This window comes from Rhodobacter capsulatus, from assembly GCF_003254295.1.
GTDB lineage: Bacteria > Pseudomonadota > Alphaproteobacteria > Rhodobacterales > Rhodobacteraceae > Rhodobacter > Rhodobacter capsulatus.
Genome location: NZ_QKZO01000005.1, coordinates 45,763 through 58,863, shown reverse-complemented (window position 1 = coordinate 58,863; position 13,101 = coordinate 45,763). Strand labels below are relative to the sequence as shown.

Annotated in this window: 13 protein-coding genes; all 13 read right to left on the bottom strand. The window is 69.2% G+C overall.

What is annotated here, in order from left to right:
• Nucleotide 1: 1 nt before the first annotated feature.
• A complete protein-coding gene (locus LY44_RS08460; RefSeq protein WP_055210435.1) occupies nucleotides 2–847 on the bottom strand; it encodes a heme/hemin ABC transporter substrate-binding protein in 846 nt (281 codons plus the stop codon).
• A complete protein-coding gene (locus LY44_RS08455) occupies nucleotides 844–1,893 on the bottom strand; it encodes a hemin-degrading factor (protein ID WP_055210437.1) in 1,050 nt (349 codons plus the stop codon). Before LY44_RS08455 ends, LY44_RS08460 begins: the two co-directional genes overlap by 4 nt.
• Nucleotides 1,894–1,927: 34 nt before the next feature.
• The gene (locus LY44_RS08450; protein ID WP_055210439.1) at nucleotides 1,928–3,931 is read right to left on the bottom strand and encodes a TonB-dependent receptor domain-containing protein; all 2,004 of its coding nucleotides are present in this window, start codon (nucleotides 3,929–3,931) and stop codon (nucleotides 1,928–1,930) included.
• Nucleotides 3,932–4,070: 139 nt separating this feature from the next.
• Nucleotides 4,071–4,679, bottom strand: a complete 609-nt coding sequence (locus LY44_RS08445) for an ATP-binding cassette domain-containing protein (protein ID WP_055210441.1) — start codon at nucleotides 4,677–4,679, stop codon at nucleotides 4,071–4,073.
• Nucleotides 4,673–5,410 (bottom strand): ATP-binding cassette domain-containing protein, encoded by a 738-nt coding sequence (locus LY44_RS08440; protein WP_055210443.1) that lies wholly within the window; start codon nucleotides 5,408–5,410, stop codon nucleotides 4,673–4,675. Before LY44_RS08440 ends, LY44_RS08445 begins: the two co-directional genes overlap by 7 nt.
• Complete coding sequence (locus LY44_RS08435; RefSeq protein WP_055210445.1) at nucleotides 5,410–6,264, bottom strand: ABC transporter permease; 855 nt, start codon at nucleotides 6,262–6,264, stop codon at nucleotides 5,410–5,412. The genes LY44_RS08440 and LY44_RS08435 overlap by 1 nt, the downstream gene beginning before the upstream one ends.
• Nucleotides 6,261–7,262 carry an ABC transporter permease gene (locus LY44_RS08430; RefSeq protein WP_065118392.1) on the bottom strand — a complete coding sequence of 334 codons (1,002 nt, stop codon included), beginning with the start codon at nucleotides 7,260–7,262 and terminating at the stop codon, nucleotides 6,261–6,263. Before LY44_RS08430 ends, LY44_RS08435 begins: the two co-directional genes overlap by 4 nt.
• Nucleotides 7,247–8,827: an ABC transporter substrate-binding protein gene (locus LY44_RS08425; RefSeq protein WP_055210447.1), complete on the bottom strand. Its 1,581-nt coding sequence runs from the start codon at nucleotides 8,825–8,827 to the stop codon at nucleotides 7,247–7,249. Before LY44_RS08425 ends, LY44_RS08430 begins: the two co-directional genes overlap by 16 nt.
• Before the next feature lie 79 nt (nucleotides 8,828–8,906).
• Nucleotides 8,907–9,293, bottom strand: a complete 387-nt coding sequence (locus LY44_RS08420) for a YbaN family protein (protein ID WP_173644534.1) — start codon at nucleotides 9,291–9,293, stop codon at nucleotides 8,907–8,909.
• Nucleotides 9,294–9,537: 244 nt separating this feature from the next.
• Nucleotides 9,538–10,302, bottom strand: a complete 765-nt coding sequence (locus LY44_RS08415; protein ID WP_055210449.1) for an iron ABC transporter ATP-binding protein — start codon at nucleotides 10,300–10,302, stop codon at nucleotides 9,538–9,540.
• The gene (locus LY44_RS08410; RefSeq protein ID WP_055210451.1) at nucleotides 10,299–11,246 is read right to left on the bottom strand and encodes an iron chelate uptake ABC transporter family permease subunit; all 948 of its coding nucleotides are present in this window, start codon (nucleotides 11,244–11,246) and stop codon (nucleotides 10,299–10,301) included. The genes LY44_RS08415 and LY44_RS08410 overlap by 4 nt, the downstream gene beginning before the upstream one ends.
• The gene (locus tag LY44_RS08405) at nucleotides 11,236–12,174 is read right to left on the bottom strand and encodes an ABC transporter permease (protein WP_055210453.1); all 939 of its coding nucleotides are present in this window, start codon (nucleotides 12,172–12,174) and stop codon (nucleotides 11,236–11,238) included. Before LY44_RS08405 ends, LY44_RS08410 begins: the two co-directional genes overlap by 11 nt.
• A gap of 7 nt (nucleotides 12,175–12,181) precedes the next feature.
• A complete protein-coding gene (locus LY44_RS08400; protein ID WP_055210455.1) occupies nucleotides 12,182–13,066 on the bottom strand; it encodes a siderophore ABC transporter substrate-binding protein in 885 nt (294 codons plus the stop codon).
• Between the last annotated feature and the right edge of the window lie 35 nt (nucleotides 13,067–13,101).

Sequence of the window (13,101 nt, the reverse complement as noted above, 5' to 3'; positions counted from 1 at the left end):
GTCACGGCGCCTTCGGAGCAAGCGCGGCATGCAGCGCGCTGATCGCCTCGGGCGTGCGGGGGCCGAAGCCCAGAAGCAACATCCCGTCCATCCGCACCACCCGGCCCGCCTTTGCGGCGGGCGTCGCGGCCAGCGCCGGATGGCTGGTCAGATCGGCCGCGCCATGCCCGCCCGCGTCCTCGCCCGTGCGCGCCATCATCAGGATTACCTCGGGCGCCGCCGTTGCAATCGCCTCGTCGCCCAGGGCCTTGTAGCCGTCAAAGCCGGTCAGCACATTCTGCCCGCCCGCCAGCGCGATCATCGCCGCGGCCGAGGTGCCCGTGCCCGCCCCGGTCAGCCGCCCGCCCGCGTTCGAGAGGATAAAGAGCACCCGCGGCTTCGGCCCGCTGTCCTGTGCCACCTGCGCCAGAGCCGCCGTCATCTCGGCCTCCAGACGGGCGGCCAGCGCTTCGCCCTTGTCGGCCACGCCCAAAGCCGCGGCCACGGTGCGGACCTTGTCCAGAACCGCTTCGGGCGTATGACCCTCGGGCACGGGGACAAGCTTCACCCCGGTTTCGCGCAGGGTTTCCAGCGTCTCGGGCGGGCCCGCGCCTTCGGTCAAAAGGATCAGATCGGGCGCGACCGAAAGCACGCCCTCGGGCGAAAGCGCCCGCATGTAGCCGACATCGGGCAGGGCGGTGACCGTCGCGGGATAGGTCGAGGTGGTGTCGCGCCCGACCAGTCGCCCCGCCTCGCCCAGAGCCGCCACCACTTCCGTCACGCCGCCGCCGATCGAGAGCACGCGGTCTTGCGCGGCCAGCCAGCCCGGCACCAGCGCAAGGACCGCGGCACAGACAAGCGCCCTCATTCCGCCGCCTCCCGCAGCGGGGCGTCGGGCATCTCGGCCACCAGCGTGTTCCACTCGGCCACCGCCTGCGCGCCCGCCCGCAGCACGCCGAAGATCTGCGCGATCAGCAGCCCGCGCGCATCGAAGAACTCGACCGAATGCGCCGGGCCGCGGGCGGTGTTCTTCACCACGGCATAGATTTCCGCGATCTCGTCCATGCGCAGATGCAGATCGAAGCCGTGATCGAACAGCGTGATCCAGGGCCCGGCATCGCCCACCCGCCCGACCGGGCCGGTGTGGATCTCGATGCAGCCGCGGTTGCCGACGAAGATCATGATCGGCACCTCGATTTCGGCGGCACGATAGAGCAGCCGCTCGACCGAGCCCGGGGCAAGGCGGCGCACGAAAGGCGCCCCGGCAAGCCGATAGGCGCCCAGCCGGTTCATCTTCAGCTTCGCGCACAGCCGCAGGAACTGATGCGTGTCTTCGAGCGCCGCCCAGCCGCTGCGCAGCTCGTCAAGCTTCGCCGGATTGGCCTTCGCCACCTCGGGCGGCTGCCGCGGCGCCAGCGCCAGCACCGCGCCCTGATCGGCAAGCCGCAGATCGTCGAGCAGCGGCTGCCACTGCCCGACATCGCTGCCCGGGCGCAGATGCACCTTGTGCACCGCATCCCCCGCCGCATCAAAGATCTGCAACGAGCGTTTCACCCCCTTTTCGGTCTCTTCCTCCAGCGCGAAGGCATGCACCCACTGCGCCGGGAAAAGCCGCAGGTCGATTTCCTCGTTCACCACCAGCGCCGCATGCGGTCCCGGGCGGTAATCGTCATAGACGCCGACCTTTTCGATCACGCAGGCATCGTTGCGGGTCAGCGCCATGAGCGGCCCGAAAGCGGTCAGCCGCGGCATCAGCAGATCGGGGCTGGCGGCGATCCTTGTGGCGCCAAAGCCGATCTGGGCCGCGCAGATTTCCGCCTCGGCCAGGCCCAGCTGGGCGGCCAGATCGCGGGCATGCAGGCGGCGGTCCAGCGCCCGGGCCTTGCGGATGTCTTCGGGGCTGAGGCGCGTCATGGGCTCTCCTTTCAACATGGATCAGAAACGGATCTCAGAAACGGATCGAGGTGCCGACATGCAGGGTGCGGCCCCGCCCGTTCTCGGTGGCGCTGGCCGAAAGCCAGGGCGCATAGACCTCGTCGAAAAGGTTCGTGACCTTGGCATAGATCACCGCATCCTCGGTCACGTCATAGCTGGCGAACAGATCGACCAGCTCGTAGCTGTCGTCTTTCTGGTAGGGCGTCGAGGTATAGGCATCGGTGAAAAGCCCGCCCGAGACATGGGTGTATTGCGCCCCGACCGTCAGCCGATCCGCCATGAAATCGCGCGACAGGCGGACGGAAACCGTGTCATCGGGCAGATATTGCCCGGCGCCAAGGCCCGGGGTCTGGCTGGGCAGATGGCTGGAATTATGCGTGTAGCTCAGGCCCAGATCGAAGGCGCGGTGATCGTAATCCAGCTCGATCTCGACCCCTTCGGTCTTCGTCCGGCCCGGCACGTTGACAAAGGCCGCGCCGGTCTGACCGAAGGCATTGGTAAAGGCCATCGAGCTGACGATGTAATTCTCCACCTCCATGTTGTAGTAATTCACCCGCCCGGTCAGCCGGTCGCCCGCAGCGAAAAGCCCTGCGCGATCAAGGGTGAAGCCCAGCTCGACGCCCTCTTCCGTCTCGGCCTCCAGCCGCGGGTTGGCGATCATCCCGACACCCCCGCCCGGATGGCTGCCGCCCAGCATGGTTTCCTGCAGCGTCGGCGAGCGCATCGCCCGCGACAGCGTCACATAGGGCTGAACCCAGTCGGTCGCCTGATACGCCAGCGTCAGCTTCGGATCGAGCGAGCTATTCTTGATGTCGATCGTGCCTTTCGAGGCCTCTCCGTCCAGCCGATAGGAATTCGCCCGCAGCCCCGCGGTGATTTCCCATTTGCCCTGAACGAAGACGTTTTCCGAAAAGGCCGAGAGCCTGCGCGCCTTGCCCGTGGTCGGGTTCACCCCGCCCTTGCTTCCGCCCAGATTGTCCTGCGAGGCCTCGATCCCGTTCACGCTGGTCAGCTGCCAGCCGCCGAAGCGCAGCTCTGACGTGTTCGTCACGTCCAGCCCGCGCGTCTCGGTCGACATGTTGCGCCCGACCGCCGAGGCGAAGGGAGAGCTGCCGCGCAGCCAGTCGGTCTCGGTCGTGGCGAGATAGGCATTCACCCGCAGGTCGATCAGGCTCGACCCGGGGTCGTAGTGATAGCCGATCTTCGCCACATCATTCGTCAGATGCTGGAAATAGCTCGTGGCGAAAAAGTCGGTCTCGTAGCGCATCAGCGAAAAGGTCAGCCGCTGCGTCTCGGTCAGATCATAGCCGAGCTTGACCAGCGCCGAGGAAATGTCGGTGTCGGTATCGGGCACCTCGACGCCGTCGCCGTCCGCGTAGCTGTCGCCACTGTGGCGGCTGATCGCGGCCAGCGCATCGAACCGCCCCGCCTTCATCGCCGCCGCCGCCATTCCCGAGCTGGTGTCGCCGTTCGAGGCATGGTCCAGCCGGACAAGCCCGCCCTGCGTTTGCCCGTCCTTCAGCACGTCGCCCAGCTCAAGCGTGCGGAAATTCACCGATCCGGCGATGCCCGACCCGCCGAGCCCGGTCACCGGGCCGCGCGTGATGTCGATCCCGGAAAGCAGGTTTTCATCCACGAAAACATAGCCCTGCGCCGCATGGCCGGTCAGGCGATAGGTCTGCGGCACGCCATCGACCGACATCGCCACCCGGCCCGAGCCTTCGAAACCGCGGATGTTCACCGAAACACCCGGGTTGCCCGGATCCTTTTGCGTGAAGACCGAGGTCTGCACCCGCAACAGCCCGTCGACATCGCTGGTGCTGGTGGCCCCGCGCAGATCGTCGCCGGTCAGATGGGTGGCGTTTTCGCCTGCAAGGATCGGCGTGCCGTCCTCGGCGTAGCCGATCACGATCTGACCCAGCCAGAGGGAGCCGTCGGTCTCCTCGGCCGCAAGCGGCAGCGACAGGGCGGTCGAGCAAAGCAGAAAGGCGGCGAAGTGCCGGGAAAGGCGGCGCATGGGTGTCTCCAGTCAAAAGCGGCTCTGGGCTTTGCTGGCGATGCGCTGGCAGTCCTTCATCTGCCGGGATCATCATTATCCTAGTCATTTTGTCAAGAAATGGTTTTCGCCGCGCCGAAGCCGAGTCGGGGGGGCGCGTTCAGGCCGTCGCCGGCAGCGACTCAAGGGTGATCTGCCGGGAGCACAGCGCCCGGCGCAGGGCGGCGTCGTGGCTGATCACGATCAGCGCCATGCCGCGGCGCTGCGCCAGCGGCAGCAGCGCCCGCCACAGCGCCTGCGCCGCCAGCGCATCGAGCTGCGCGGTGATCTCGTCGCAGATCAGCACCTGCGTTTGCGGCAGGAAGAACCGCGCCAGGGACACCCGGGCCAGCTCGCCGCCCGACAGCTCGGCGGGGTGGCGCGCGGCCCAGCCGGGGCGGATCGCCAGCGCCGCCAGAACCTCGGGATCGGGCGGCGCGGCATTGGCCAGAATGCGCCCGACGGTCCAGCGCGGATCGACGGCCAGTTCCGGCGCCTGCGGCACATGTTGCACCGGGCCGGGCTGGCGGCGGGGCAGGGGGGCGCCCTGCCACAGCACCCGCCCGGCATCGGGGGCCAGCGCCCCCGACAGCACCCGCGCCAGCGTCGATTTCCCCGCGCCAGAGGCGCCGGAAAGCCCTAGCACCTCGCCCGGGGTCAGGGTCAGAGACACCTCGTGCAGCACCGGACGACCGGCGAAGGCCAGCGAAATCGCCTCGGCCCTCAGCATGGCAGATCCGCCCCGGTCCAGCTTTGCGCCGCCCAGAGCGCGCGGGAAAACGGATGCCGCAGATCGCCGCCGGTGAAATCCCCGGCCATGGCGGTTTCGACCATCCGGCCCTCCTGCAAGATGGTGATCCGCCCGGCGATGGCGATGAGCCGCGGCAGATCATGGCTGATCACGCAGACCCCGTGCCCCTGCGCGGCCAGCCCGGCCAGCAGCGCCAGGATCCGGTCGGCGGTCTCGGGGTCAAGACCCAGCGTCGGCTCGTCGGCGATCAGAAAACCGGCGCCGGTCGCCAGTGCGGTGGCGATCAGCGCGCGTTTCGCCATCCCGCCCGACAGTTCATGCGGAAAGGCCCGGGCGGCGGTTTCGGGCAGGCCGAGCCGGGCGAGTGCGGCGGGCAGATCGGGCGGCGGCTGCCCCGCCAGCCGGGCAAAGCGGCAAATCTGATCGCCAAGCCGGGTCAGCGGATCGAGCGCGTCGATCCCTTGCGGCGCGAGCGCGAGCTGCCCCGGGGCAAGTCTTTGCCCATCGCGCGTGATCTGCCCCGAAACCTCGGCATTGCCGGGCAAGAGCCCCATCAGCGCCTCGGCCACCAGACTTTTTCCGGCGCCGGAGCCGCCCACCAGCCCGATCACCTCGCCGCGCGCCAAAGTCAGCTCAAGCCCGGACAGTGCCGTGGCATGGCTGCCGTCATGGCGGCGAAACCGCACCGAAAGTGCCGTGACCCGCAGCATCACGCCACCCCCTCGCGCGGGTCGGCGGCGCGGCGCAGGGTCTCGCCGAAAAGTTCGAAGCTGAGCGCGACGATCATCAGCCCCAGCCCCGGAAACAGCGCCACCCACCAATGCCCGGCCAGAATCCCGCGCAGGCTTTCCGACAGGATCACCCCGATCGAGGGCAGATGCGGCGGGATGCCCAGACCAAGGAAAGAGAGCCCGGCCTCGTGCAGGATCGCATGCGGAAAGATCAGCACGAAACCCGCCACCACCTGCGGCAGCAGATGCGGCGCCAGATGATGCCGCGCGATCCAAAGCTGCGGACGGCCCAAGGCGCGCGAGACGGCGACGAAATCGGCCCCGGCGACGGTCTGCGCCTCATGCCGCAGCACCCGCGCCAGCCGCGGCCAATGCGTCAGCCCGACGCCAAGGACGACGCCCCAGATCCCGCCGCCCGCCGCATAGGCCACGAGCATGATTAGCACGAAATGCGGCAGGCCCAGCGCCATCTCGGTCAGCACGCCGATGATCCGGTCCAGGCGGCGATCCAGCGCCGCGGCAAGGCCAAGCACGACCGCCAGCGCCGTCGACAGGATCGCGGCGAAAAGCCCGATCTTGACCGAGACGGCCAGCGCCGCAAGGCTGCGTGCCGCCATGTCGCGCCCCAGCGCATCGGTGCCGAACGGATGGGCAAGCGAGGGCGGCAGGTTGCGCGTCGCGGCACTCACCGCCGGACCGGTCTCGGGCAGGGCCAGCGCGATCAGGATCGGCGCGGCGAAGACCGCCGTCACCAGCCCGCCGCGCCAGATCAGCGCGCGGCGCAGGGGCGATCGAAAGCCGATCGGGCGCAGGCTCAGGCTGGCATCGGTCATCGCATCTCCCTCAGCCGCGGATCGGCCAGCCGCGCGGCGATATCGGCCAGAAGGTTGCCGCAAAAGACAAAAAGCAGCGTCGCCAGCGCGATGCCAAGCAGCAGCGGCGCATCGGCCCCGGTGGCGGCGCGCACGGTGGCCTGACCAAGCCCGGGCCAGGCAAAGATCGTCTCGGCCAGAACCGAGCCGCCGACAAGTTCCCCCGCTCCGGCCAGATGCACGGTCAGCGCCGGGCCAAGCGCATGCCGGGCGCCGTAGCGAAAGGCGAGCCGCAGGCGCGAGGCCCCATGCGCCGCCAGATGCCGCGCCGCCGGGCTTTCCAGAAAGGCCACGGCGCGGGCGCGGCTGTGCAGGATCAACGCCGAAATGCCGACGACCGAGACGGTGACGGCGGGCAGGATCAGATGGGTCAGCCGCGCGCCAAGGCTTGTTTCGGCCGCGGTCAGGCCGGGCGGCGTCGCGCAGCAGGCGGGCAGCCAGCCCAGCCCCACGGCAAAGACCGAGATCAGCAGGATCGCGATCCAGAACCCCGGACTGGCCGAAAGCACCACCGCCAGCCCCCGGATCAGCCGGTCGGGCCAGCGCCCCCGCATCGCCGCGGCCAGCAGGCCCAGCGAGAAGCCGAGCGCCAGCGCCAGGAAAAACGCCGTGCCGATCAGCGCCAGCGAGGCCCCGGCGCGCTGGGCGATCAGATCCAGCACCGGCGCGTTATAGGTGATCGAGGTGCCGAAATCGCCCGCGGCGAGATGCGACAGCCACAGCCAGAACCGTTCCGGCGCGGGGGCGTTCAATCCCCAGGCCTCGGCGATGGCGGCGCGTTGCTCGGGGCCGACCTGCGCCACCCGCGCGCCGACATAGGCCTGCACCGGATCGACCGGGGCGAGCGAGACCAGCGTGAAGAGCCCCGCCATCGCCAGCGGCACCAGCCAGATCAGCCGGATCAGCCGCTCCAGAAGCAGCCGCGCCAGCCAGTTTCGGCGCATCAGTTGCAGGTCCATGTCCAGCCTTGCAGGCCCTGCGTGATCGGGTAGCCATGGCCATGCGGCTCGATCTGCAACGGGCCAAGGTCAAGGCAATCGCTGACCCAGTAATTGTGATCGATGTTCACCAGCCAGGCCCAGGCGGCATCGCCGCGCGCGCCAAAGCCGGTTCGGCCATCCCATTGCGCCGCCTGCCAGTCCGGCAGCGCGGCTTTGAAATCCGGGGCGGCCTGCGCCGCATCCAGATGCGCATCGACGGCCGGGTTCTTGTAATAGCCGGGGTTGTAATATGCGACGCCCGCGAAATCGCCGTGATGAAGCGCGAAAATCTCGGACGGATCATGCGCGCCCCAGCCGAACAGCACCGCATCGGCATGCATCACGTTGTCGATGTCGTCCCAGCTTTTGCCCGCAGGCTCGATGGCGATGCCCACCGCCTTCGCCTGTTCGGCAACGCCCAGCGCCAGCGCCTGGCGCAGCGAATCCGAGGCCGGATAGACAAGGGTGAAGCGCGCCTCCCGCCCGTCCTTTTCGCGCAGCCCGTCGCCATCGCGGTCGATCCAGCCCGCGGCTTCCAGCGTCACCGCGGCGGCGATCGGGTCGGCATCGGGCAGGGCGGCGGCGGGCTGATCCCAGGGCAGGCCATCGGCCGGACCATGCGCCGGGCGGCCATGGCCCTCCAGCGCCAGATCGACCAGCGCCTTGCGGTCCAGCAGCTGGTTGAGCGCGCGGCGGATCGCGGGATCGGCGGTCACGTCATTGCCGATCGGCTTGCCCTCGGCGGTCTTGCCCCCGGCGGCGACCATCGGGAACATCACGCCGCGGTTGTCGACGCTCTGCACATGCAGCGTCCGCATGCCCGCAGGCGGCGCATCCGAGCCTGCCGGGGGCACGGCCGCCACCTGCACCGCCCCGGTCTGCGCCAGCGCGATCGCCGCCGCTTCCGCACCGAAGACGAAGCTCACCCGCGGAAAGGGAATCGTGCCACCGTGCCAATAGGGGTTCGGCTCGACCACCAGCTGCTCGCCCGGGCGCCATTCGACCATCCGGAACGGCCCGGCGCCAACCGGATGGCGGGCGTAATCCGCGCCATAGCGCGCCTTCGGCACGATGCCGAGCCCGACCAGATGGCTGGTGAAGGTGATCTGCGGCCGTGTCAGCTCCAGCTCCACCGTGTCGGGGGCGACAACCCGGGCCTCGCGCAGGATCTTCATGTCAACGAGCCCGCCCGCATCGCGCGCGGTGTTGAAGGTGAAGGCCACATCCTCGGCCGTCAGCGCCGTGCCGTCGGAGAATTTCGCATCCTGCCGCAGCTTGATCGTCCAGGTCCGCCGGTCGTCCGACAGGCTCCAGCTGGTCGCCAGATCGCCGACAAGGCTCAGATCGGTGTTGAAACGCAGCAGCGTCGCCTGAAACAGCGGGTTGCCGTAGCGGCCCCAGCCCAGCACCGGATCGAAGCCGCCCTCGGGCTCGCCGCCCACCGCCAGAACCAGCGGCGGCACCGGACCGGCCTGCAGCGGGGGTGCCAAAGCCAAAGCCAGCAGCGCGGCGGGCACCAGCCCCTTCAAGGTTTTCAGCGACATCTTGCCCCCAAGTATGATTTAGTCGAAACTAAATCATACGACCCGGGCCTCTGTCCACAGCCAATGCGGGGGCGGGGGGTCAGGCGGTGGGACGGCTGAAGACATAGCCGACGCCGGTGACCATCAGCGCCGCGACGGCCGCGGTCTGCCAGGCGGCGGGATGGCGCAGCAGGATGAACAGCGCCAGACCCAGCGCCGAGCCGCACAGCGCCATCACCTTGCCGCGCCGCGGGATCGCGCCGCGTTCGCGCCAGTCGCGCAGCATCGGGCCGAAGGCCGGGTGGGTCAGCAGCCAGTCCTCGAGCCGTTCGGAGGAGCGGGCAAAGAAGGCCGCCGCAAGGATCAGGAACGGCACCGTCGGCAGCACCGGCAGAAAGATGCCGACAAAGGCCACGGCCGTGAAGATCAGGCCGATGCTCAGATAGATCGCCCGCAACAGACGTTCTCCGGGCGTGTGCTGGCTCATCTTTCGCCTCCCTCGTGGCCGGGCGACCCACCGGCAAGGCGGGGCCGCAAGAAACCGAATCGCCGTCCTTGCCCCGCGCCGGACATCATGTCGCAGGGTCTTTCCGGAAGCAGGCCACAGCCGGGGTGCGGAAGCAACGGAAATTGCCGCGGCAGGCCGATCAGGGAAAGCTCTCGCGGATCAGGTTCCCCGGAAACCTGACAAAAACAATCTGCCATGTCAACGCCGCCAAGGCAGAGCGCGGTCAGGCGGGCGCCAGATGGTGCAGCACCAGCGGTCGGCCGCCATGGACGGTGACCTCGATTTCGGTGTCGTAAAGCGCGGAAAGGAGCGGGCCGGTCAGCACCGCCTCGGGCCTGCCCGTCGCCACCACCGCGCCCGCCTTCATCGCCACCACATGATCGGCCCAGGCGGCGGCAAAGTTGAGATCGTGCAGCACGATCAGCACCGAGCCGCCCGCATCGCGCAGCCGCGCCAGATGCACCATCAGCCCCCGCGCATGTGCCAGATCAAGGTTGTTCAACGGCTCGTCGAGGATCAGCCAGGGCGTTTCCTGCGCCGCCGCCATCGCCAGATGCGCCCGCTGCGCCTGCCCGCCCGAGAGCGTGTCAAGGAAGCGCTGCGCCAGCGGCTCCAGCTCGAACTCCGCCAGCGCGCGGGCGATGGCGGCGTGATCGGCAGGCCCCGGACGGCCATGGCAATGCGGCCAGCGGCCAAAGGCCACCAGATCCCGCACCCGCAGCCGCGAAGCAAGCCCGGTATGCTGCCCGAGGAACGCCAGCTCCCGCGCCAGCAGCCCGCCCGGGGTCGTCGCCACATCGCGCCCGTTCACCCGCACCGTGCCGGGCGGTGGCGTCTCGACCCGCGCGATCAGCCGCGACAGCGTCGATTTCCCCGCCCCGTTCGGCCCGATCAGCGCGGTGATCTGCCCCGCGGGCAGGGTCAGCGTCGTCGGCGCCAGAATCTGCGCCCCGCCCACCGTGAAAGACAGGTCCGTCACTTCGATCATCGGATCTTCCCCCGCATCAGCAGCATCAGGAACAACAGCCCGCCGCCGCAATCCAGCACGACACTGAGCGTGGCTTTCAGGCCCAGCAGCCGCTCGAAGGCCCATTGCCCGCCAATCAGCCCGATCAGCGCCAGCCCCACCGACAGCAGCAAAAGCTGCCGATGCGGCGCCCCCGGCGCGAAGCTCTGCGCCAGACCGGCCACGATCAGCCCGAAAAACGCGATCGGCCCGACCAGCGCCGTCGCCGTCGCGGTCAGCACGGCGACCAGCGCCAGCGTGCCCAGCACCATCGCCCGATGCGGCAGGCCAAGCGACAGCGCCCGGTCGCGGCCCAAAGCCAGCACGTCAAGCCTTGGCCCCAGCCAAAGCGCCAGCGCCATCGCGGGCAGCGCAAGGGCGGCGGCGTAAAGCAGCGTCTCGACCGAGGGGCGGGAGAAATTGGCGAAACTGACCGATTGCACCACGGCATTGGCGTTCGGGTCCAGCACCCGCATCACCAGCACCGATCCGGCGCGAAACAGGATGCCCAGAATCACCCCGCTCAGGATCGTGCGGCCGATGTCGGCGCCCCGCGCCCGGCCCAGAAGCGTGCCGAACAGCACCGCGGCAAGGCCGGTCATCAGCGCGGTTTCCAGCAGGAATTTCGGCCCGGCGGGCAGGGCGGCAAAACCCGAGATGCCCAGCGTGGCCAGCGCGAGGCTTTGCACCAGCAGATAAAGCGCGTCAAACCCCATGATCGAGGGCGTCAGGATGCGGTTTTGCGCCACGGTCTGAAACAGCACCGTCGCCATCGCCACCGAGGCCGCCACCAGCGCCAGAGCCGCCAGTTTTCCCGCCCGCAAGGACAGCACGAAGCCGGTGTTGCCCGACAGGCCCTGAAACAGCCAAAGCCCGGTGACCAGCACCACCCCCGCCATCAGGGCCGCCCAAAGCCTAACGCCCATCGCGGTCGCCTCGCCACAAAAGCCACAGGAAGGCGAGCGCCCCGATCACCCCCAGAATCGTCCCGGCCGGGATCTCGTAGGGGTGGATGACGATCCGCCCCGCCAGATCGCAGGCCAGCACCAGCCCCGCCCCCGCCAGCGCGACGACGGGCAGGGCGGCGCGCAGATTGTCGCCCATCACCCGGGTCACCAGATTGGGCACGATCAGCCCGACAAAGGGAAACATGCCCACCGTCACCACCACCATCGCGGTGACGATCGCCACCACCGCCAGGCCAAGGCGCAGCACCGCGCGCGGGTTCAGGCCCAGCGCGGTCGCGGCCTCCGGGCCAAGGCCGAGGATCGCGAACCGGTCGGCGGCGGCCCAGGCCAGCGCCACCGCGGCGCCCGCGATCCACAAAAGCTCATAGCGCCCGGCGATGACGCCGGAAAACTCGCCCGACATCAGCCAGACCGAGACATAGGGCAGAAGGTCGGTTTCCCAGCCGACAAAGGTCACCCCCGCGCCCAGAACGCCCGACAGGATCAGCCCGGACAGCGGCACCAGATAGATCTCGCGCGGGGGCAGGCGGCGGATCAGCGCGGCGAAAAGCACGGTGCCCAGCAGCGCCGAGACCGCGGCCACGATCATCTTGAGCCAGATCGGCGCGGCGGGGGCGACAAGCGTGATCGCCAGAAGCCCCGCCGCCGCCGCCTCGGGCGTGCCGGTGGTGGCGGGCTCGACGAAGCGGTTGCGCAGGATCTGCTGCATCACCACCCCCGCGACGGCAAGCGCCGCCCCGGTCAGGATCGCCGCCGCGGTGCGCGGAATGCGCGAGACCCACAAAAGCAACCCGGCCTGCCCATCAAGGCTGGCGGCGCCGACGAAAAGGCTTGCCAGAGCCAGCGCGGTCAGGGCGGCAAGGGTGGGCACAAGCGGGCGGGTCATCGCCGTCTCAGCCGTCCAGCGCGGCCAGAAGTTCGGCCAGATTTGCCATCAGCGCCTGATAGCCGCCGCCCGCGATGTAAAGATCGGCGGCGTTCAGCATGACCACATGACCAGCCTTCGCCGCCTTGGTACCCGCCACCAGCGGGTTGTTCAGCGTCTCGGCGGCCGAAGGCCCCCCGGCCCCCGTGGCGGCGCCGCGATCCACCACAATCAGCCAGTCGGGATCGACCTCGGCGATGAATTCAAACGAGATCGCATCGCCATGCACCTCGGGTTTCAGCGCCGGATAAGCCTCGGGCAGGCCGACCGTGTCATGGATCCAGCCAAAGCGCGAGCCGCGGCCATAGGCGGAAATCTTCGGCCCGTTCGTCAGCACGATCAGCGCATCGCCCCTGCCCTTGGCTGCCGCCTGCAGCGCAGCGATGCGGGCATCAAGCGCGGCGGCCAGTTCGGCCGCCTTCGCCGCCTTGCCGAAAAGCTGGCCATAGGCTGTCAGACGGGCCCGTGCATCGCCCACCACATCGGCGGTAATCGACATGTCGATCGCGGGGGCCACCTGCGCCACGGCGTCGAATTGTGCCGCCGACCGTGCCCCCACGATGATCAGATCGGGGGCGAGGGCCGAAAGAGCTTCAAGGTCTGGCTCGAACAGCGTGCCGATCGGGGCCGCGCCCTGCGGGTCAAGGTAATCGACGTAAAGCCTGTCCGGCAGGCCGGTCGGCGTTACGCCAAGCGCCGTCAGGGTATCGGCGGCGGCGACGTCGAAGACCGCGACTGAGGCGGGGGCCCCGGGCAGGGTGACCGGGCCGCGGGCGGTGGCGATCGTCACCGGATCGGCCAGGACGGGAAGGGCGGCCAGCGTCAGCGCCGCCGCAAGTGCAAAGCGTTTCATCGGGTCTCTCCGGGGTCTGGCGTGGCTGAAACTGG